This is a genomic window from Bradyrhizobium sp. Leo78, from assembly GCF_059512425.1.
Genome location: NZ_JCAMOT010000074.1, coordinates 1 through 19,791, shown reverse-complemented (window position 1 = coordinate 19,791; position 19,791 = coordinate 1). Strand labels below are relative to the sequence as shown.

At 59.2% G+C, this 19,791-nt stretch carries 14 protein-coding genes and 9 pseudogenes; 6 read left to right on the top strand and 17 right to left on the bottom strand.

Features of this window, described 5'->3' with window-relative positions; genetic code table 11:
- Positions 1–126: 126 nt before the first annotated feature.
- Positions 127–244: pseudogene (locus tag AC5ZG1_RS41615) on the top strand (IS5/IS1182 family transposase); the annotation flags it as partial.
- Positions 245–258: 14 nt separating this feature from the next.
- Here the strand turns inward: AC5ZG1_RS41615 and AC5ZG1_RS41610 are convergent.
- The 3 genes and pseudogenes from AC5ZG1_RS41610 to AC5ZG1_RS41600 all read right to left on the bottom strand — a co-directional run bounded on the left by AC5ZG1_RS41610 (position 259) and on the right by AC5ZG1_RS41600 (position 2,866).
- A pseudogene (locus AC5ZG1_RS41610) lies at positions 259–1,556 on the bottom strand (FAD-dependent oxidoreductase).
- Between the two features lie 79 nt (positions 1,557–1,635).
- Positions 1,636–2,006 (bottom strand): annotated as a pseudogene (locus AC5ZG1_RS41605) (electron transfer flavoprotein subunit alpha); the annotation flags it as partial.
- A 17-nt stretch (positions 2,007–2,023) separates the two neighbouring features.
- Positions 2,024–2,866, bottom strand: coding sequence for an electron transfer flavoprotein subunit beta/FixA family protein (locus AC5ZG1_RS41600; RefSeq protein WP_028168869.1), 843 nt, complete (start codon positions 2,864–2,866; stop codon positions 2,024–2,026).
- Positions 2,867–3,302: 436 nt separating this feature from the next.
- On the opposite strand from AC5ZG1_RS41600, the gene AC5ZG1_RS41595 reads away from it, so the two are divergent.
- The gene (locus AC5ZG1_RS41595) at positions 3,303–3,488 is read left to right on the top strand and encodes a hypothetical protein (protein WP_130228489.1); all 186 of its coding nucleotides are present in this window, start codon (positions 3,303–3,305) and stop codon (positions 3,486–3,488) included.
- On the opposite strand, the gene nifA is transcribed toward AC5ZG1_RS41595, so the two are convergent.
- Positions 3,446–5,200, bottom strand: a complete 1,755-nt coding sequence (gene nifA, locus AC5ZG1_RS41590) for a nif-specific transcriptional activator NifA (protein WP_245474930.1) — start codon at positions 5,198–5,200, stop codon at positions 3,446–3,448. The genes AC5ZG1_RS41595 and nifA overlap by 43 nt on opposite strands.
- Between nifA and AC5ZG1_RS41585 the strand changes: the two genes are divergently transcribed.
- Positions 5,192–5,365: a hypothetical protein gene (locus AC5ZG1_RS41585; RefSeq protein WP_165435427.1), complete on the top strand. Its 174-nt coding sequence runs from the start codon at positions 5,192–5,194 to the stop codon at positions 5,363–5,365. The two genes, nifA and AC5ZG1_RS41585, sit on opposite strands and share 9 nt — an antisense overlap.
- Before the next feature lie 132 nt (positions 5,366–5,497).
- Here AC5ZG1_RS41585 and AC5ZG1_RS41580 read toward each other — a convergent pair whose 3' ends face one another.
- The 3 genes and pseudogenes from AC5ZG1_RS41580 to AC5ZG1_RS41570 all read right to left on the bottom strand — a co-directional run.
- The gene (locus tag AC5ZG1_RS41580) at positions 5,498–6,334 is read right to left on the bottom strand and encodes an SDR family NAD(P)-dependent oxidoreductase (protein ID WP_028168866.1); all 837 of its coding nucleotides are present in this window, start codon (positions 6,332–6,334) and stop codon (positions 5,498–5,500) included.
- A gap of 863 nt (positions 6,335–7,197) precedes the next feature.
- Positions 7,198–7,313, bottom strand: a pseudogene (locus tag AC5ZG1_RS41575) (LysR family transcriptional regulator); the annotation flags it as partial.
- Positions 7,314–7,800: 487 nt separating this feature from the next.
- A pseudogene (locus AC5ZG1_RS41570) lies at positions 7,801–8,346 on the bottom strand (carbamoyltransferase C-terminal domain-containing protein); the annotation flags it as partial.
- 1 nt (position 8,347) lies between these two features.
- Here AC5ZG1_RS41570 and AC5ZG1_RS41565 point away from each other — a divergent pair.
- Positions 8,348–8,686 (top strand): annotated as a pseudogene (locus AC5ZG1_RS41565) (IS5/IS1182 family transposase); the annotation flags it as partial.
- 162 nt (positions 8,687–8,848) lie between these two features.
- On the opposite strand, the gene AC5ZG1_RS41560 reads toward AC5ZG1_RS41565, so the two are convergent.
- The 10 genes and pseudogenes from AC5ZG1_RS41560 to AC5ZG1_RS41515 all read right to left on the bottom strand — a co-directional run bounded on the left by AC5ZG1_RS41560 (position 8,849) and on the right by AC5ZG1_RS41515 (position 18,136).
- Positions 8,849–9,589 (bottom strand): sulfotransferase, encoded by a 741-nt coding sequence (locus tag AC5ZG1_RS41560; RefSeq protein ID WP_028168864.1) that lies wholly within the window; start codon positions 9,587–9,589, stop codon positions 8,849–8,851.
- Positions 9,590–9,879: 290 nt separating this feature from the next.
- A pseudogene (locus AC5ZG1_RS41555) lies at positions 9,880–10,931 on the bottom strand (NADP(H)-dependent aldo-keto reductase).
- A gap of 35 nt (positions 10,932–10,966) precedes the next feature.
- The gene (locus tag AC5ZG1_RS41550) at positions 10,967–11,755 is read right to left on the bottom strand and encodes an ABC transporter permease (RefSeq protein ID WP_455998449.1); all 789 of its coding nucleotides are present in this window, start codon (positions 11,753–11,755) and stop codon (positions 10,967–10,969) included.
- A 3-nt stretch (positions 11,756–11,758) separates the two neighbouring features.
- Entirely contained in the window at positions 11,759–12,673 is a 915-nt protein-coding gene (gene nodI / locus AC5ZG1_RS41545; protein WP_028168862.1) for a nodulation factor ABC transporter ATP-binding protein NodI, read from the bottom strand.
- Positions 12,661–14,391, bottom strand: a complete 1,731-nt coding sequence (gene nodU / locus AC5ZG1_RS41540) for a nodulation protein NodU (protein ID WP_028168861.1) — start codon at positions 14,389–14,391, stop codon at positions 12,661–12,663. The genes nodI and nodU overlap by 13 nt, the downstream gene beginning before the upstream one ends.
- Positions 14,373–15,028 (bottom strand): annotated as a pseudogene (nodS, locus tag AC5ZG1_RS41535) (nodulation methyltransferase NodS). Before nodS ends, nodU begins: the two are co-directional and overlap by 19 nt.
- Before the next feature lie 27 nt (positions 15,029–15,055).
- A complete protein-coding gene (gene nodC / locus AC5ZG1_RS41530) occupies positions 15,056–16,411 on the bottom strand; it encodes a chitooligosaccharide synthase NodC (protein ID WP_496136309.1) in 1,356 nt (451 codons plus the stop codon).
- Positions 16,408–17,082, bottom strand: a complete 675-nt coding sequence (nodB, locus tag AC5ZG1_RS41525; protein WP_028168859.1) for a chitooligosaccharide deacetylase NodB — start codon at positions 17,080–17,082, stop codon at positions 16,408–16,410. Before nodB ends, nodC begins: the two co-directional genes overlap by 4 nt.
- The gene (locus tag AC5ZG1_RS41520) at positions 17,079–17,714 is read right to left on the bottom strand and encodes a NodA family N-acyltransferase (protein WP_496136308.1); all 636 of its coding nucleotides are present in this window, start codon (positions 17,712–17,714) and stop codon (positions 17,079–17,081) included. Before AC5ZG1_RS41520 ends, nodB begins: the two co-directional genes overlap by 4 nt.
- Positions 17,711–18,136 carry a response regulator gene (locus AC5ZG1_RS41515; RefSeq protein ID WP_028168857.1) on the bottom strand — a complete coding sequence of 142 codons (426 nt, stop codon included), beginning with the start codon at positions 18,134–18,136 and terminating at the stop codon, positions 17,711–17,713. Before AC5ZG1_RS41515 ends, AC5ZG1_RS41520 begins: the two co-directional genes overlap by 4 nt.
- Before the next feature lie 470 nt (positions 18,137–18,606).
- Between AC5ZG1_RS41515 and nodD1 the strand changes: the two genes are divergently transcribed.
- Both nodD1 and AC5ZG1_RS41505 read left to right on the top strand, forming a co-directional pair.
- On the top strand, positions 18,607–19,551 hold the full coding sequence (nodD1, locus tag AC5ZG1_RS41510; protein WP_496136307.1) for a transcriptional regulator NodD1: 945 nt from the start codon (positions 18,607–18,609) through the stop codon (positions 19,549–19,551).
- A 96-nt stretch (positions 19,552–19,647) separates the two neighbouring features.
- A pseudogene (locus AC5ZG1_RS41505) lies at positions 19,648–19,791 on the top strand (IS630 family transposase); the annotation flags it as partial.

Below are 19,791 nucleotides of genomic sequence, written 5' to 3'. Positions count from 1 at the left end.
GAACTTATTGCTGTCCATAAGGGCTGTTACACAGCACTCGTCTTAACCCGACAAGGCGGCCCTCACCGGAGGGAGACACAGATTCAGCAAACGCGTCGACAAAAAGCGCAACGTTATAGGCGCTGTTTCCGCCGGCAGAAGGATTTCAGGCGTGTTGCAATTGGCTACGACAAACTCGCCAGGAACTTCTAATGCTGCCGTCTACCTCGCGGCCATCGTCGCCTATTGGATCAATCGAGTCTGAACCCTCATACTCTTTCAACGCCAGGCGCGCGGGAAGCGGAACCCATCACCGAAGAGTCCGGTCCATGACCACACATCGCCAGAGGATTTTGAGTCCGCGTCCTTCTCCCCCGCCACTGGCCTGCCGGCAATGCGAGCGAAGTTCTGGATCGCTTTGGAGACGAGCTGCGGATAGGTGAGGAGAAAGTTGTCCGGCTGGGTGTGCATCAGCGCCGGCATATCCTTTTTTTTAAATCCTCATACGACTCATTCAGCATCTTCTTGTACAATGATAAGCTATTCGACGTGCAGCGGCCGCCGCGCGACTTCACACGGAAGATCGCCTCCGGGGCAATTTTCCCAGAGATCATCGCAACGTTCAAACGCCCGCGATAGCTGGTGCTCTCGAGTTCGGCGGCATCGCCGATTACCACCCAGCCATCGCCGTAGAGCTGGGGTATGGTGTTGTAGCCGCTTTTCGGGATGAGGTGCGCGGAATATTCCTTGAGCTCTGAGCCGTCGATTAGTGGCACCACCGACGGATGACGCTTGAAGCGGTCGAGCAGCCCGTAAGGCGTTTCGCCCGTTCGCTGGAGATCGGAGACGAGGCAGCCGATGCCGAGTGAGATGCACTCCTTGTTCGCATAGATGAAACCCATGCCGGTCATCCCGCGCGAGATGGTGCCGGCGGCCTCGATCACGACCCCTTCGTCGCGCTTGAGATTGAAGCGGTTTTCGATGGTCTCGCGCGGCAAAAGGTGCATTTCCTCGACCTCCAGCGCAACCTGGTCGGGCGTCGGCCGCTCGCGCAAGCCCGCACACGTCCCGAGCAAGCCATTGACGCCCTCGGCGAGCACCACTACGTCGGCGTGGATTATGCCGTCCTGTCGGTCAGTACGCACACCAATGACGCGGCCACGGCGGTTCTGCGCCAGCTCGGTAACGGTAGTCTGGCACAAGAGGGTGGCGCCGGCCTCCTTCACCTTGCAGGAGAACCATTTGTCGAATTCGGGGCGGATGACGATGTACCGGTTCGGTCGCTGGTGATTGCAATCGTTGAAGCGGTAGCGCAGCCCGATATGGGAACGGCTCTCCATTATCCAAAAGCGCTGCTCGACAAGGCGGCGCTCGAGGGGGGCATTCTCGCGGAAATCTGGCGTCAGCTGCTCCAAGATGTCCGCATCGAGGACTGCCCCCTGCACGTTCTTTGATCCGGAATATTCGCCGCGCTCGAGCTGCAGCACCTTCATGCCGCGCTTGGCCATGCTCAGCGCGGCCGCGTTGCCGGCCATTCCGGCGCCAACAACGATCGCATCGAACCTCTCTTCGATCATGGGCCTCTCCTTTGTTCAGTGGCGCATGTTCTCAAACCTACCCTCGCTTGCAACGCGGTCGCCTGCATAGGGCGACGGCGGAGGCGGCGAGATCACGACCCAAGATCGTGCTTCCCAACAACAGGATCTCCGGCTCGGAGGTGTTGACAAGGCCGGTCAAGGCCTTGGTGTCGGACACGTTGCGGCAATCTGCAAGCATGTTGTCGGCAACCAGATAGAAGGTCGGCGCCGTGGCAGAGTTCGACCGCGGGCGCTGCGCGTCGCCTTTGTCTCCGGACCGATCACGACCTCCGCGAGATCAACTTTCAGCTTCAGCTCCAAGGAGACTGATTGCACTGGCCGCGCTCCTGTTCGATAAAGACCCAGACATACTGCGTTGAAATTCACCGCGAGCGCCTTCTTGCCGGCGCGCCCTTCAGGAGACGCGCGAGCTCCTGTCAGATCGCTCATCATCAAGACTCTTCGGATCAGGCATCGCGGGCCAGCGCCGCAAGATCGGTCTCAAGCTTGGGCTGGTGCTTGAAGATCGCGTCGATCAATGCTTGCGCCGGCTGCTCGGCGGCTTCTACCAGCACCGCCTTCTCAGCGCGCGCGGACGGCGCGAATACACGCTTAACGACGGTCGGCGAGCCCTTGAGACCGCATTTGGAGATGTCCTCGACGCCGGCCTGCTGCGCGTTCCACTTCACGATCGGCGCCCGGGCGGCACGCAACGCATCCGCCATGGCGCCGCGGCGAATCTGGTTGGTTGCCTCCAGCATGGTGATGAGACACGGCAGCCGGGTGCGGAGCACCTGCACGCCGCCTTCGGAGCGCCGTTCCGCTTCAACTGTGCGTGCGGCAAGATCCAAGGCACTGATCTTGGCGACGTAGGTGAGCTGCAGCACACCTAGCCGCTTCGCGACGCCGGGCCCAACTTGGGCGGTGTCACCGTCGATGGTCTGCTTACCGGTGAAGATGAGGTCCGGCGGGCCATATTCCTTGCCGATTTTGCGGATGGCGGTCGCAAGTGCGTAACTCGTCGCCAGCGTATCGGCGCCCGCGAAGCAGCGATCGGTGAGCAGTACGGCGCGATCGGCGCCAAAGGTGAGCGCTTTGCGTAACGAGTCCTCGGCCGACGGCGGCCCCATCGTAAGGACGGTGATCTCGCCGCCGAATTTATCGCGCAGCTCCAGCGCGGCCTCGAGCGCGAAGAGGTCGTATGGATTGATGATGGTCGGCACGCCCTGACGCATGATCGTGTTAGTCACGGGGTGCACGCGGATTTGCGCCGAGTCGGGAACCTGTTTGATGCAGACGACGTTGTGCATATGTTTCTCCAGACATTGCAATGGCTGGCGAAGAGAACAGCAAGTTTCGTACCACTGCGCGAATTTCAAAATCAGCAGCGATACAATGCTTTTTGGAAACGTCATCTCACCCTAGCCTGACGTTTGCCGGCGACGGAATTGCGACATTGGTCCTGACTACGACAGCTCGGCTCGCGCGGCTTAATTTATCGTTGATCTGGGTCAAAGCGGGTGGCCCAAAACAGATTCGCTTCCTCGGGAAACCGCAGCACCCGCTGCGCTCATGAGGAAGCCTAAGCCTTGAGCTCATTTGCAACCGACGAGGCTTCGCATCACCAGGAGCAAGCGCCGCGTCGCAACGAGCTTGCGGCGCCTGCGGCCACGAGGCACACGGCGATACCTTCGTAGTCCCGCAGCGCGCGGCGGTTGCTCCACATGAGCGGACGCGGGCTTAGAATTGAACGCGGTCAACCAGCAGACGATGATCTCGCCGACTGAAATCCGGCGTGAGCTGATGGTCGATTGCGACATTACCCAGGCAGTGGCGATGGCAGCGCCCGCGCCGCCGATGGTCACGGCCCCGACGCGCGCCAAATCCTTTCAGAAACGCTTGATCTCGACACCGTATTTCCTCAAGGCGTAGCCAATCTGGCGCGGTGTCAGCCCAAGCAGGCGCGCCGCCTTCGCCTGCACCCAGCCGGACCTTTCCATGGCCGCGATGACACGCTCGCGATCTGTGATCTTCGCACCACCTACGAGGGATGCGCCGGCTGGTGCCAACGGAGCCAGGTCGCCGCCGAAAGGCGGGACCGGCATAGCCGCCTCAGCCGGCGGCATGGCGGGCATAATCGGCACTGATACGATCGGCCGCGGCTGCAGCGCCACCTCGTCCGATCCGGTTTTCCACAGCATCGCGGAAAGGCACTGGCCGTGGCAGCAGGCAAAGTCGTCTCTTACGATCGATGGTCCAGGTGCAAGGGTCGCGGTCCGCTGCACGCAATTCTCAAGCTCGCGCACATTTCCGGGAAAACCGCAGTTCATCAGTACTTCAATCGCACTGCTATCGAAGTCGAGCGTACGGCCGTTCTCGCTGTTGAAATTTCTGAGGAACTCGGTGGCGAGGAGCGGAATATCACCGCGCCTTTCGCGCAACGGCGGCAGCAGCAAGGGAACCACGCTGATCCGATAATAGAGGTCGGCGCGGAACTCGTTGCTTGCCACCGCCTCTTCCAGGTTCTTATTGGTGGCGGCAATCACGCGAACATCGACCTTAACGGTCTGGTTGCCGCCGACGCGCTCGAATTCCTGCTCCTGCAGGACGCGCAGTAGCTTTGCCTGGAACGAAGCCGAAATCTCGCCGATCTCGTCCAGAAATAGCGTCCCCTTGTCGGCGAGCTCGAAGCGGCCCTTGCGGGAGCTGAACGCGCTGGTAAAGGCACCCTTCTCGTGACCGAACAATTCGGATTCCAGTACCGTTTCAGGCAGCGCCGCGCAGTTGAGTTTTATGAGCGGACGCTTGGCGCGCGCCGACCGCTCGTGAATCGCCTTGGCGACCAGCTCTTTTCCGGTACCGGACTCGCCGCGCAACAGCACCGTGCTGTTTGATTTGGCCACCACCGCGATCTTCTCGAGCAGCGCCCGCAGCGCCGGGCTGTCCCCGATGATCCCCTCGACATGGACCTTCTTGCGCTCCCGTGAAGGCTGCTTGAGCTCACACAATTGCTTTTGCAGGCGGTCCTTCTCCACCATCAGTCGCTCGCGGTCACACGCGAACAGCCGATGCAGCTTCACCGTCTGCCCTACAAGGTTGGCGATCATGGTGAGCAGCCGTGCGTCGTAGTCGAGCCGGACGCTCGAGGCCTCGTCCAGCATTCGGTCGATCGTCAGCGTGCCGACGACATTCGCATCGATGCGGATGGGAACGCCGAGGAACGACACTGGCATCTCGTCGGAGGCCCCGAGTACCTCCATGTCCGCAGCACTGAAGGCCGAATGCACCGCTACGTTTTCGGCGACGAGCGGCATGTCCGACGTCACGATCTCCTGCAGTGCCTTCTGCGGCAGGCGCATCCGGTAGCGCTCGTCGCTGCCTTCGCTCCAGCCGGCGCCCACGGTAATGTCCGGCACGCCATCATCGTGGAATAGAGAGACGATACCGTGCCGCATCTGTACAAACGATTGCAGAAGATCAACAACGTTGGCCAGCGTGACTTCGAGCCGGCAGGGCGCGGTGAGTACTTTCGATATTTCGAAGATCCCGATAATCGCGCTCTCATACGACGGCACAATAGGGACCGTGTGGTCCGTCTCGGAGTTTGAGTTAAGCCTTTCGCGTACGGAAGGGATATGCAGCATGACGACGTCTCCGTTGTCATGACCATCCTCCCTGTCGCTCTGTTCGGATTTGCGAATATTGTGTTGCATGTCATCCTCGATCTCGCCCTACAGGGAATGACCGCAAGAGATAACCCCTTATTATGGCACGATGGTAAAACTTACAGCGCCTTCATCGTGGCATGACGGTAAACTTACAATGCTTTGATTTGCTTATTCTCTGCTCTTCCGAACTCGTCGCGCGGATTCCGTGGAAACACGAGTTCCATTGATGTAACTCAAATCAGCTGCGATTTTTTGTTGCAAGTAGGGGGTCGATCACAGGTGTTGGCCACCATCGATCGGCACCTCGGTGCCCGTGACATAGCTTGCCGCATCCGAGCATAGGAAGAAGATGACCTTCGCGACTTCTTCCGGTGTGCCCACCCGGCGCAGCGGAATATTTGGCACAAGACGCGCTTCCGTGTTCGGCGACAAAATGTCTGTTTTGATCTCGCCGGGCGCGATCGCGTTCACGCGAATGCCATGCGGTGCATAGTCGTGCGCCTTTTCGCGCGTGAGACACGCGAGCGCAGCTTTCGATGTTGCATAGGCGCTGCCGGCAAACGGGTGCACCCGCGAGCCTGCGATTGAGGTCACGTTGACAATTGATCCCGACGCTGCTCTCAACTCCTCAAACAGGCCTTGCGCGAGCAGGATCGGCGCCACCAGATTGAGGTGGAACACCCTCATCCAGGTTTCGACTGACGTCGTCAAGGACGTCAGTCGTGCACCGTTCGGCGTCTTCGGCGAAATTCCGGCATTGTTGATCAATGCGTGCAATGGCGCGCCCGCGAGGCGCTCCTTGACCTCGGCGATGGCGCGCGGCAGCATCCGATGGTTGCTGAGGTCGACCTGGACATGGTTGTCGGCCCCTGACTCCCACGGGCAGCGCCCGCCATCGAACGGTTGGCGCGCGCAAGAGATGATGCGCCAGCCCGCTTCCGAAAACAGCTTTCCGGTGGCGTGACCGATGCCGCGCGACGCCCCGGTCAGCACCAACGTCTTCCGTTCTCCCTGCTGGATGCCGGCTCTATCGGTGTGAAACGGACAACTCACGTCGGTCGCCGACCGTGGACCGGCGACCGCATCGTCGTTTCTCAGATCGAGACTCAAAACGCACCTCCCATCTTGCCCTCGCCCGCCAACGCGGTGCAGGATTTGGGCCAGTGCGATGCAGAGGAATGCTCGCACCTTTTGCGGCCCAATGTCGTGTTCGCAACAGGTTGGCGGGTTCGGGACATCGGGCGCGTTTGCTTTCGGACACCAGCAAACGCTGGTGCACACCAAGCCGATTTTCAAGTTCCGCAAGACGTGCACGGCACTGCCCATTGGCTCGGCTCTTGCTCACGGCCCTAATGCGCGCTGGCTTTGCCGCAAATGTTGTCAATGCGGTCGGTCGAGGTCCGTAAATTGCGCGGATATCAGAACCGCTGGCGAATTCGTTGGCTCTCACACCATTCGATGCGGGGGAACGACGTGTTGCTGTTGAGCAATCCGCCCCTCCTGAGAACCAGGTTACCGGCCACGTCATTCCATTCATCATTCCGTGATCGAACTGGGTCTCAGGATCGGCGGCAGCGAACCCTCAACCTGCAGCGTTTCTCGGCGGCCTCCGCCATCGCAGTCTTCTTGAGCGTGGCGATATTGTCGGCAGCCTCCTTCGAGAGGCCCTCGCGGACGGCTTCAAGGCTGGGTTGAACACTCCCGGGAAATAATGGAGAGCTGGATGTGCGGCAGAGCCACTTGGGGCGGCGAGCCCTTCCGCGCGCGATGTTGCGACAAGTTCGCGGCCTCTCACCGTAAATAGTGCAGCGACTGCGGCCGGTTCATCGACGGGGTTCTGGCGTATGTCAGGACACCCGGCGATCCAGAAAGCCCTGTGCAACCACTGTTCGACCAACTCGGGCTTCCCCGACTCTACACATCGCGGAGTTAGGCGCGCGTAGCCAGGCGACGGCGGCGCTCATGGTCGGCTAGCTCAGGTTGATGCTCGTGCCGCAGCGGTAAGGTTACGTTCGGTCACCCGAGCGTCGAGCACGACGAGCAGATTTAGATCATCGAGGCCCTGAACGCATGATCTGGACTTATCCAGACTGTGGATGCATTCGATCAAAACAATCAGTTTTACCAATTCTAGGAATGACGGCAAGCAAAAAGCCATTTGGAGAAATGAATTCAGGCATACCGGGATGGCTATCGATCTTTGCCTGGCTTTGAGAAGAATTCTCAGGTGCACGCCGAGCATCAACCGAGGCGCATGTCCATTGCGGCCACGTTCTTCGGCGGGCTACGCAAGCTGCGTCGCGCCGGCTCGACGCGACAAGCGGTTCGCACGTCGCGTAGGCGCTTACTACCGATAAACCTCCGTATAGCTGTTCCAACCCCTTTTATATCACCCGCTTATCTCCGTATAATTGAACCAACCATGTCGAATGGAACTTCTCGTGCTCGGTCGCTCGTCGTCCAGAGCTGCTGCTGTGGCGCAGCGCCCAAGACTACAACCATTGACCCAGCTACCGGATAAGCCCGCCTCTGGGGCCCAGCTGCCCCTGTATTTGGGGACATGCACACGGCCATATTCATGCGTGCCTGTTATGCTTTCTCCAGCATTGATCGCAACCTTGATGCGCGAGAGCAGCATGTGAAGGATGCAGCTTAAGGCGGCGCTGCTCCCATAATCCCCGCAGTTCCTTCACGAGAGCTTCACGCCTAGCCTGATCGAACGTAGTTGTATCAAGGAGATCCCCGAGCACGGCTTCGCCCTCGATCCGCATCAGTAGATCGAACACATCATGTGAAATACGCACACCGTCACGGCTGGAGGGCCCCGTACGGATCTCGCACACCGTCTCTTGGCGATCTAGCGCGGTGTAAGCGCGGACTCGATAGAGGCGTGCATAAGGCGGCAATGAAACCGCGAGCCCAGTCCAATCCTTCAGCATTGCAGCCCGCTTTTTGACGAGGAACGGCCCGACTACAAGTCCATCCAGCTCTGTCGTCAGAAACGCGGCAATCGCGTCTGCAACCGAATCCACGATCGGCTCGGCATTGTTGCTAAAGGACGTGTTGAGCAGAACTGGGATGCCCGTCCGCCTCTTGAACGCATTAATAAGCTCCCAGTAGGCGCGGCTGCAGAACGGCGATGTGTTCACGAAGTTCATGACCAAGCTTCTGAACCATTCTCAGGTCAAATCGCTATTGTCGGACGAGCATTTTTCGGTGGACGGGACGCTGATCGAAGTTTGGGCTTCGCAGAAGAGTTTTCGCCCCAAGGACGGCAGCGGCAACGATGATGATGGCGCCAACTTCCACGGTCAGAAGCGCAAGAACGACACCCATGCGAGTACCAGCGATCCGGACAGCAGGCTTTATCGCAAGGCGGCCGGACGCGAGGCCAAGCTTTGCTATATGGGCCACGCCACCATGGAGAACCGGCACGGGCTGGCGGTGGCCGGCAGGGTCACGCATTCATAAATTTTGTCTAGCCCGCCACTTACTCCTAGACACAGCATGTCGCGCTCCATTCGTCGTGATAGGGACACTCTACTGGCCTGACTCAGGACCGTTCCACCTGAGTGAGGTTCCACCTGAGTGAGGTGCACTGTCGCTCGCCGCCGCGAAGGTCAGTCAGAAGTTACCGACCTCAAACAATCTAGCGTAAGGTCCGTCTGCGAAGTGAAGCCGCAACTCATGAAAATTCTGTACCGTCTGGTCCAGCGGTCGCGTTTCCTGGCGCTGAAGAATGGCGCGACCAGAAAGCTGAAGCGCTGGAACCCCGAAGAACTCCCAAATCGTTGCCAAGCAAGCGGCGGGTTCGCGAAGAAGACTCTCGTACTCAATCACAAGCATGTTGGTCGGCGCGAAGGAGTGCGCGACCCGAGCGTGGAAATTGTCGGCAGTCTTGAAGTAGGCCTCGCAGTCGGCGATTGACAATCTGACGCACGGCGGCGGAGCCGCGTTGTCAGAGCTGAATTTCAGCCATTGGCGGGTTTGCCTTGCCTGCACCAGCGATCGTAGCGATTCCAATGTGTTTCTGCGAACCACGAGGATGACCTTCAGGCCTGGCCAACCGGCCAGCTCGGCAAAAAAGCCCGGACGATCGTGAAACTGAGGTTCGTTGATCTTGCAGCCAACGTGCGTCACCTTGTCGCTCCGCGGGGGATAGCGCAGGTAGGCAAGTTCTAGGAGCTCGCGATCGCTATGTAGCAGGCGATCCTTATCGGGCCACTTCGTATCATATGGATTGAGCAACTCACCGTTACTGAACACGTTCGGATGCTCGTTTAGCAATGCTTCCAGATAGTGCGTGCCAGTCCTTGGCATCCCAAGAATTACAAAGGGCTCAGGTGACAGTGCGGGGTAGGTCATTGCATGTGGCTCCAATTAATATTGATCGCGAGGCTTGGGTGGCGCCCCGCACAAGAATCCACGCTGTCATCTCTCCGCCGACTCTTTCAATGATGTTGAGAAGCGGCGGGGATTAAATCCGCGCTCATGCAACGCTGCAATCAAGCGGGACAGCACCATGACCCGTCTGGTCGCGCAGGCCGGCGTGAGTGTCCGGTTTCAACCCGCTCGGCTCTTTGTCCTGGTTCTCACAATACGGCTCACGGGACCCGATCGGCGACGTGATTTGTACCAGGAGGCCAATACCCGAATCATGGGGACGGCGTTCCATAACGCTGATAGATTGACTGAATTCCATCGAGGACCTCGCGTGACAGGCTGACTTCCACACTGGCGATGTTGTGCTTTAGCTGCAGCTCGGAGGTTGCGCCTACGAGGGTGCTTGCAACGAATGGCCGGCTGCTGACGAATGACAACGCGCCGTGCGCTGGATCAATGTTATGTTCCCGAAACAGCGTTGTATATGCGAGGGCCGCATGCTGGGCCCTCTCATTGCTGTAGCGGAAGAATCTCCCTAATAAGTTCAGCCGCGAACCGCCTGGTCGCTGCCCACCCAGGTACTTACCGGTCAGTGTGCCCATCGCGAGCGGCGAATACGCTAGAAGCCCTACCCGTTCGCGCTGAGCCATCTCGGCGAGGCCGTTCTCGAAGTCGAGGTTAAGCAGATTGTACGGATTCTGAATGCTTATCACGCGGGCTAAACCATGTACTTCTGCGTGATGCAGGAAGCGCGCAAGGCCCCAAGGTGTTTCGTTGCAGAGCCCGATGTGACGAACGCGACCGCTTCTGACGAGTGCGTCCAACGCCTCCAGCGTCTCCAGGATCGGGACCGTGTCCTCGTCGAGTTCGTACTGGTAGTCGACTAACTGAAAGACGTTGGTGCTGCGGTCGGGCCAGTGCAGTTGGTAGAGGTCGATATAGTCCGTGTGGAGCCTTTGCAGGCTGGTGTCCACGCCCTCGAACAGATTGGCGCGTGTGTAGCTGACGCGGCCGTCGCGCACATAGGGCAAGTTTGCCTTGCCTGCTCGAACAGGGCCGACGGCTTTGGTCGCAAGCACGACGTCTTGCCTGCGCCGGCTCTTGCGTAGCCAACTGCCGATATAGCGCTCCGCAAATCCATGTGTCTCCGCACGGGTGGCACAGGGTACATTTCGGCAGTGTCGACCAAGTTTATGCCGGCATCTAGGGCTGCGTCCAGTTGCGCGTGCGCCTCGGCTTCCTCGTTCTGCTCCCCCCAACTCATAGTGCCCAAGCCGAGCGCGCTCACCTTCAGGCCGCTGCGGCCCAGTTCACGATACTGCATCGCATATTTCCTTCTCGTAGTGGTCGTGAGTAGCGTCAACGCATCAGGCGTCGACGGAACAGTGCCGCCGACAGGAAGAACGGCAATACTGCGTACATGCAAATTACACCGATATGCAGGCCGACGCTGCCGGCCGGGCGGCCAAGCATCGCCGGACGAATGAGATCGATCGAATGTGCCAGCGGCAAGAAGCGCCCCACCTGCTGAAAGGCGTCGGGCAGTTGGGTGACCGGGAAGACCGCGCCGGACAGGAACAGCATGGGTGTGAGGACGAGCGTCTGGTAAAACACGAAATAGTCGTAACTTGGTGAAAGCGCTGCGACGACCATCGCCAGGCTCGCGAAGGTGAGACCGGTGAGGGCGATAGCTGGCAGCGCATAGAGGATGGATGGCCACGCTGCGTAGCCCAGGATGGCGGCAACAATCGTAATTGCCGTCCCGGCCAGAAAGGCCTTGCTGGCTGCCCACGCCACTTCACCGAGAAGGATGTCGCCGAGCGTGAGCTGCGTGCACAGGACTGCTTCCCAGGTGCGCTGATGATGCATGCGAGCGAAAGCCGCATGAATGGTTTCGAAGGTGGCGGAAATCATCGCGCTTGTCGCGACCATGCCAGCCGCCAGAAACGCGATATATGAGGTGCCGTCAACGCGACCTAGCATTGCTCCGAGGCCCAAGCCGAGGCCGAATAGAGAGCTCATAGGCTCGGCGGCGTTCCCGAGAACCGATGCCAGCGCGACTTTCCGCCACGCCAGATAGTTGCGTCGCCATACCGCGATCCAGTTCCACGCATTGGCGGGCAGAGCCGCCGCATAACGTCCCCACATGGTTCAGTCCTTCATCTCCCGCCCAGTCAGCCGCAAAAAGACATCCTCAAGATTCGGTGGACGCTGCAGAAAGCGTAGACCCGTGTGCCCGCGCAGCTGCCCGCGCACCCGCTCCGGATCTGGCGCATAGCAAAAGAGCGTCTCACCGCTCACGTCGATACGCTGCGCGTACGGCCTGATCAGCGCACCCAACTCATGCGGATTGCCACCGTAGATCTCGATCACTTGGCAGCCGATCTGCTCGTCGATTAGGGTGTGAGGCCGGCCTTCAGCGATCTTGCGCCCTTGCTCGAGTACGCACAGCCGGTCGCACAACCGTTCGGCTTCTTCCATGAAGTGGGTGGTCAGAAGAATCGTCTTGCCGCGCGCCAACAGCGAGCGCAACCGTTCCCAGATCAGGTGGCGCGCGTGCGGATCGAGGCCGGTTGTCGGCTCGTCCATGACGAGGAGCTGAGGGTCATTGATGAGCGCACGCGCTATCGTCAGGCGCCGCTTCATGCCGCCAGAGAGTTCGGCGACGCGCGCATTCGTCTTGTTCTCGAGGCGAGCGAACTCGAGCAGTGACGGCGTGACCGCTTCGATTTGGTGCGCGCTCATGCCGAAATAGCGCCCGAACACCAGCAGGTTCTCCCGGACCGTGAACTCGAGATCAAGATTGTCGAATTGCGGGACCACGCCTATGCGCATGCGAGCCAAGCGAGCGCGTCCCGGCACTGGTTCCCCGAGCACGGTGATGTTGCCCGCGTCAGCTGACGCCATGCCGAGAACCATGCGCGCAATCGTGCTCTTGCCTACGCCATTCGGTCCCAGCAAGCCGAAGCACTCTCCCGACGCAACGGTGAACGACAGCCGGTCGACAACGACCTTGTCGCCATATGACTTTGTTACGCCGGTAAGGCCGATCGCTATCGCGGACATGCGCTCATCTTGGCGTGAGGGATGCCGTCGCCCGGCGATAGCTCAGCTGCAAGCGGCTTGGTCAACAGCAGGCCGTCGCACCATACGTGTTCAACGCGTCCCCACTGGCAGGCTGCGGCGGCATCCGGAAAAAACCCACGCCCATGGTGGTTGGCACTCGTATTGCAAAGCAGCGGAATGCCCGTGAGTTTTTCATATTCGACGAGAAGCTCAGCGACTTTGTGCTCAGAGTTTCTAGGAACGGTCTGCAACCGGGCAGACCCGTCGAGATGTACAACCGCGGGGATTTTGTCCCGCCATTCCGCTCGCGTCTGGTGATCGAACAGCATGTAAGGATCCGGCGTTCCAGGGCTGAAAATTTCCGGCGCGCGATCTTCCAGGCATATCGGCGCCACTGGCCGGAAGTGTTCGCGACGTTTGATGTCGTTAAGATGATCCTTCATTCCGGCCGATGTCGCGGCTGCGAGAATGCTTCTGCCGCCCAACGCTCGTGGTCCGAGCTCAGCGCGGCCGGCGAGGAAAATCACGGGCTTATTGCTCGCCAGGATGGCAGCAAGTTCATGCATACTGCACGGCGCAGCCTCCCACTCAGACGGCACATCGGTGCGTGCCAGGGCTGGGCCACTGTAGACCGACCATTCCAGCGGCACGAAGCCTATGTCCGCCGCCATTGCGGCACAAGCCGCGCCGATTGCCGAGCCGCTGTCATTCGGAAAGGGCGGCACCCAGACAGCATCGCACAGGCCATTAGCACGTAGTGCACTGTTCCATTTTATGTTGAGACCGCAGCCACCGGCTATACACAAGTTGCGCGATCCCGGAAAACCCGAATGCCGCTGCAAAGCGACTGTCACTTCCTGAACAAGGAGACGCTCGAGAAAACAATGAAAAGATGCAAGTACATCTTCGGGTGCCTTAGCCTTCAATCGCAGCGCGCTCCGCTCGAAGAAGTCGTGCATAGCCGCAAGTGACGACTCCGCGCTGTTTATGCCCGCTCGGTAACGGCGAGCCTGCTCCGTGTCGGCCGCAAAGCGCTCCTCGTAGAGCTCCTGAAATACCGCCATCATGGCTTCATCAGCACACCCGAGCGCGGTGTAAGCCATCAGCTTGCCGGCAACACCTAGGTCCCAGCTGGTCCGGTTCGCCTGCCTATAAGGTCCGAAGTGAGAGCCAGCGGCACCATATGCATGGCCTATCATCGGGAACAGGCATTCGAGGAACCGGGCGCCCCGACGATCTACATAGTAGAGACGTGGAAAGATGCAGCCGTCCCATACCAAGCAGAAGGCTGGTTGTCCGGCTTTGGCAAAGGGGCTGGTGCAGTATGCGGAGGCCACATGGCCTGTGACATGCGGATAGCTTCTATAGGGGAAGAGCCTGCCCTCGAGCATGAGCCCAAAGCCGTCGTGCGAAGTGAGAAGGCCCTCGGCATGGCGTTCAACATACGGCGCCCCTTTAAGAGTGATCGCTGCCGCCCCACTGAGGGCCTCGAATTGGGATTCGACTTCCCCGTCCCAACCATCGATGACAAACCGATCGACATCCCGCGGATCCAGACCGTGCTCCGCTAAAGCGGCGACAACTGCGTCGAGATTGTCGATGGCTTGATATCGCAGATTGTTGCCCCGCTTCTCCTGCTCGACGCAAAAGACGAGCCGTCCGTCCTCGACAAGAGCGATCGCCCCGTCATGCGTCAGCTTTATACCGCAGATGCGCATTGTGCCTCCATGTCAACGTCGGCGATTCGATTGACTCGAGATCGAATCGGATTCCGGAAGCAGGTGAGCAAGCAGTCTTCGTTGACCGACTCGCCATGGCACTGCAGCCGCTCGACCTCGATCAGCGTTTCGTTCAACATGCTGATGACCGTCTCGGCACCAGCAGGGTGACCCCAGCGCCGACACGTGGCATCGCGGATCCGAAAACCAGCGACCCTTCTGGCGCAAGCATCCGCGCTAGTTTGCAAATGGCCGCGCGTATCTCGGCCGTGTCAGCCAGGTGATAGAGAACTTCCGCCACGACGATCAAATCGAACAGCTCTCCGGTCGAGAACTGCTGAACGTCGCAGACTATCCACGTGATGTGCGACCATCTCTTCGTCCGTTGGCACGCTCGACCAATCGCTCGCGGCACGACATCGAGCGCTCTGAGCCGTTTGCAGTGCGGCGCCAGCTTTTCCGTGAATGCGCCGGCTGCGCACCCCACTTCGAGGGCATTTGTGATAGACCCTCTGGAAAGCGAAAGCCGCGGCATTTGCGTGTGACGCTCCCGCTCAAACGGATTTCCGTCGAGGCGCCACGGATCGTCGGCAGCCAGTTCCCGCTCTAACAGTTGGTATTTCTTATCCAGGCTCACGAGCTATTCACCTATGTAACTGCACGATCACTCGCCGCTGCAAGCGCTGTCAGACGTTACCAACCTCGAAGAAGCACGCGAAAGATCCCTCCTTCGGATTGCCCCACCAATTCCCGGACCTTCTGTAGCATTTGGTCCAGCGACCGGATTTCGGATGACGACCTGCTTTTCCCCCCCGTTTGGTAGCTTGGCAGCCTGGCGCGACAGCCAATCGCTATTGCTCAATGTACACAATGCATAGGCTTTCACGGGGAGTAAGAGAAAGATGTTGATGAGTGTGTGCAGAGAAAAGCCGAGAAATCGAAGTTCGCGAGCACGAAACGCTGCGACGCTGCAGCGAACCACGGTCATTGATGCGATAATCAGTCCTGCCCACCACGGCACTGTGGCTGTGAGTGCGAGCTGCGCGAGCGCCGTTAGCGATGACAGGGCGAGAAGTAGCGGGCCGAGATTCTGTCCGACTACATCTAGCGTGAGATAGCGATCAAGTTCAGGCAACAGGCGCAGCGCAAGGAACGTATCCCGGAAAGTGCTCCGTGCCCAACGGAGTTGTTGGCGCAGATACGGCCCTAGCCTGTCCGGAACAACTGTTGCCGCGACGGCGTCGGGAGCGTACTCCGTTTGAAACCCTGCTTTCAACGTGAGGATCGTGAGATGGCGATCCTCACCGAAGTCGCTTGGCTTTCCCCGAAAGAATTGCGTCTCGTACTGATCTAGTAGCAACAGGAGCGCGGAACGACGGTACATCGCACATGGGCCGCAGCAGCACATAACGGCGCCGAAGCGAGCTTGTGCCGCGCGCTCTTCGTTGCAAGCCAACCAGTACTCCATATCAATCAACCGGGTCAGCCAAGTGTCGCTTCGGTTGCTCGCCGTCAACTGCCCCATGGCCGCCCCGATCGCTGGATCCTGCATCTTCCGTGCAAGCTTCGTGACCACATCGGCAGCTATTATCGTGTCCGAGTCGACGTTGAGCACGAGATCTCCAGATGAGCGGCGTATCGCAGCGATCTGTGCCTTCCGCTTTCCGACATTCTTTCGCAGCAGAATGAAGCCGAACCTCGGGTCGTCAGAGTAGGCGTCGTGAACGGGTGCCACAGCGTCGAGATTTCCAGAACCGTCATCAACCACGTAGACCCGCAGTTTTCCGGCGTAATCTTGGCTTGCAATGGACTTCAGACACGCCGAGAGCGTACGCGGGTCCTCGTTGAAGCAGGGGACGATGACATCCACGCTTGGTAGAGCGTCGGAGTTGACCACATCGCCCGACGGCGATGAAACGTTTGTCGGCAGAGCATAAAGCACCTGCACGCTTCTATGGACAGTCGAGAGAAGCGCATAGACCGAGATAGCGACAGTGCTGGTTGTGGTAAGCAGGTTCATAGGGTGCCGGTTTGGTGAGGTTGAGGAAGCGAGCGGATTGAAAATCCGCGGACATGCAATGCTGGAATCAGGTTGGAAAGCGCCAAGACGGTCTGATCGCGCAGACCAGCATGAGTGCCCCGTCCCAACTCGCTGGGTGGACATCCGTCGTGCAAGAGCACAATTGCTCCCGGCCGGATAGAGGCCATCACCGCGTTGACAATCGCGTCAACGCCGGGACGAGACCAGTCTCGCGGGTCTACCGACCAGTGCAGGGCAGCCAGCCCAGCCCTCGCTGACGTAGCGAGCACCTCTTCGGTCCACATGCCATAGGGTGCACGCATGTGCCGCGGCGAGGCCTGGGGGCATGCCGTCCTGATGACTCTGCTCGCCGTTAGTATTTCTTGTTGCACTTCGGCGAGTTCGCATCTGGACAAGTCCGGATGAGTCATTGTGTGGTTTGCGACCTCGTGCCCTTCTGCGACCATTCGTCGGATTAGTTTCGGCTGGTCCGCCGCGTACGCGCCGATGACGAAGAAAGTCGCTGGCACTCGGTGTTCCGCCAGCACATCGAGGACATTCGGCGTGCAAAGTGGATTAGGACCGTCGTCAAACGTCAGATAGACGCCGCGACTTTCGGTGCGGTCAGCGTATTCGCCGCGCGCTTCGCAAAAGCAGTCGAGGTGTGTCACAGCTCTGGCCCGTTCCGATCAATCATCGTGCCGGTCGGCCACTCGCTCATCGACCGTCCAATTGGTAAAATCACGATGAGTACGTCCTCGGTGCGTGTGGGCGGCTTGTCGAGACGCACATCTGGAAGGGTCGACCGCACGCGAACCCCCGACAAAACGGTTGCCAAACCGTGCCGGGCGACCCTTTCAACATGCTTCTGCAGCGCAGGCCGAACCGCGCCGAAGCCGAAGGGAACACCAAGCTCTTGCAGGGTTGGACGCAGGACGTGCACTGCACCGTGATAGGTGACTCCGAGTCCCTCAAAATCTCGACGTACCGCGTACAAACCTAGGTCGGCCACTAGTACATCGACCGCGCCAACCTTGATGTAACGGCGCAGCAAGCCCATATGAGCCGCTACACCGCGCGAGTCGTAGCCGATTACACGGAGCTCAGGCCTCGCGCCGGCCCAACTTCGACTGCCTTCGAATGGCTTTCCATTAAACGCCCCAGTCGGCCCATACGTCTTTCGAAAGAACTCGGCGAGTTCGACATGGTCGGCGAGTTGCAACTCGTTTTCCCAGCACAGCTTCCACCGCACCTGAGCGCGCATTGAGAGACCCCCCGTAGAGCTGGATACGGCAATATTCATGGGTGCCTCCTTTGCGCCGACCGGCATTCGAGGGTGGACTTGACGCACGCGAGCAGTTCGCTACCGATGAACGGCTTCACCAGGGAATGGGAAACGCTGGCTCGCAGCGCCCGCAGCCAGTGGTTGTCGCCGGGACGGCTCGTGAGCAGAATGGTGAGATCGGCCTTTCCGGATGCGGCCGAGTGCTGGCATAGCTCAAGCCCGGCCACTCCGGGCAACTGCACATCCGCGATCAAACAGGACGTGCTGAGAGGACGGTTGGATTTCAACTCATCTGCGCACTGGAAAGGTTCGGGGTTGTCGCTTGTCGACAAGAGCACGTCTGTCAGCGCTTGATTGACCGATGCATCGCGATCCACGATGGAGACAACGTCGAGCGCATGTGCCATTTGCACCAAATCTACCGGGGACTTCGCCTGCATTTTCTGCACGATTTGACTGCTATGGATACCTGATAAATTGGGCCTGGGTCGCAAAGGCATTGGGTGCCGGCAATCGGCAGCTCCCGACTTGTTGGGATGTTAAGGCGAAGTTGATCGCTGGCTCAATTCTACGGAGGTAAGCGGCCGATATAGAAACGGTTGGAAAAGCTATACGAACGTTTACCGGTCGTGAGCGCATAAGCGATCTGCGCCACGCCTGTCGCGTCAAGCCACTGCGCTGCAGCTCATACAACCCGTTGAAACCTGTGGCCGCAATGGACATGCGCTTCGGTCGGGGCTCGGGGTGCAGCTGAGACTTTTCGCGGAGCCAGGAGAAAGACTGGCAACCATTCCTTATCGGCCTGAATTTTATTGTGCTGACCGACCGGCTTTGGTATCCGCCATTGCGCAAAATTGGTAAAATCGATTATTTTTATTGAACACATCCACACGATGGATAACTCCACGCCATGCGCTTCAAAGGCCTTGATCTAAATCTTCTCGTCGCGCTCGATGCTCTGATGAGAGAGCGTAATCTCACCGCGGCGGCACGCAGCATCAATCTGAGCCAGCCGGCTATGAGTGCGGCCGTGGCCCGCTTGCGCGCCTATTTCCGCGATGAGCTATTTACGATGAGGGGCCGGGAACTTGTCCCCACAGCACGAGCGGAACGGCTCGCCGGGCCGATACGCGAGGCGCTGGTGCACATTCAGCTCTCCATAATTTCCCGCGACACGTTCAACCCAGCTAAGTCGGATCGCCGCTTCCGGATTCTCCTTTCCGATTTCATGACAATCGTTTTCTTTAGACAGATCGTCGACCGTGTCGCGCGGGAAGCTCCCGCCATCCGCTTCGAATTTCTGCCATTTGTCGATGAGCCTGATGAGCTTCTGCAGCGCGGCGAAGTCGACTTTCTTGTCTTACCGGAATTATTCATGTCGAGCGCGCATCCTAAAGCGACACTGTTCGAGGAGACGCTCGTGTGCGTAGGCTGCCAGACGAACAAGCAGCTGCCACGGCAGCTTACATTCGAGCAATACATGTCAATGGGACATGTTGCGGCCAAGTTCGGGCGGGCCCTGAGGCCGAATATTGAGGAATGGTTCTTGCTTGAGCACGGTCTTAAGAGACGCATTGAGGTCGTTGTGCAAGGATTTACCATGATCCCGCCGATGCTATCGGGGACTGAGCGTATAGCGACGATGCCCTCAAGGCTGCCCCAGCATTTCGCAAAGACGATCCCCCTCCGGATCGTCGAAGCACCGCTCCCGCTTCCCGCATTCACCGAGGCCATCCAATGGCCGGCCCTTCATAATACTGATCCGGCAAGTATTTGGATGCGGCGGATATTGTTGCAGGAGGCCTCCTGCATGGCTTCTCCGCGTGAGACCACCCGAAACCGCAGGCGCTGCTAAGTTCACTAAAGCGTCTTACCATCCGCTCTCGGCGACAATTCAGATCTACACTAGGTACCCACTTTCATAGAACGTGAGTCGTGATTCAAGATCGGGATGATTCCCGAAGCAAGAGAAGTCCGCGTTTCGCGGAAGGAGCGTCTGGAGCTAGAAGCCCGGTGCCGCTCGCCGCGAACGTTACAGCGTGATCTGAAGCGTGCCCGGATTGTTCTATTGGCCGCGGAAGGCTGCAGCACGCGT

What these genes read in the sequence shown, in the direction of transcription:
- AC5ZG1_RS41600 (WP_028168869.1), bottom strand. Translation starts at nt 2,866, where the DNA reads ATGCACAACGTCGTCTGCATCAAACAGGTTCCCGACTCGGCGCAAATC.
- AC5ZG1_RS41585 (WP_165435427.1), top strand. Translation starts at nt 5,192, where the DNA reads ATGCAGCATGACGACGTCTCCGTTGTCATGACCATCCTCCCTGTCGCT.
- nifA (WP_245474930.1), bottom strand. Translation starts at nt 5,200, where the DNA reads ATGCTGCATATCCCTTCCGTACGCGAAAGGCTTAACTCAAACTCCGAG.
- AC5ZG1_RS41560 (WP_028168864.1), bottom strand. Translation starts at nt 9,589, where the DNA reads ATGACCTACCCCGCACTGTCACCTGAGCCCTTTGTAATTCTTGGGATG.
- AC5ZG1_RS41550 (WP_455998449.1), bottom strand. Translation starts at nt 11,755, where the DNA reads ATGTGGGGACGTTATGCGGCGGCTCTGCCCGCCAATGCGTGGAACTGG.
- nodI (WP_028168862.1), bottom strand. Translation starts at nt 12,673, where the DNA reads ATGTCCGCGATAGCGATCGGCCTTACCGGCGTAACAAAGTCATATGGC.
- nodU (WP_028168861.1), bottom strand. Translation starts at nt 14,391, where the DNA reads ATGCGCATCTGCGGTATAAAGCTGACGCATGACGGGGCGATCGCTCTT.
- nodC (WP_496136309.1), bottom strand. Translation starts at nt 16,411, where the DNA reads ATGAACCTGCTTACCACAACCAGCACTGTCGCTATCTCGGTCTATGCG.
- AC5ZG1_RS41520 (WP_496136308.1), bottom strand. Translation starts at nt 17,714, where the DNA reads ATGAATATTGCCGTATCCAGCTCTACGGGGGGTCTCTCAATGCGCGCT.
- AC5ZG1_RS41515 (WP_028168857.1), bottom strand. Translation starts at nt 18,136, where the DNA reads ATGCAGGCGAAGTCCCCGGTAGATTTGGTGCAAATGGCACATGCGCTC.
- nodD1 (WP_496136307.1), top strand. Translation starts at nt 18,607, where the DNA reads ATGCGCTTCAAAGGCCTTGATCTAAATCTTCTCGTCGCGCTCGATGCT.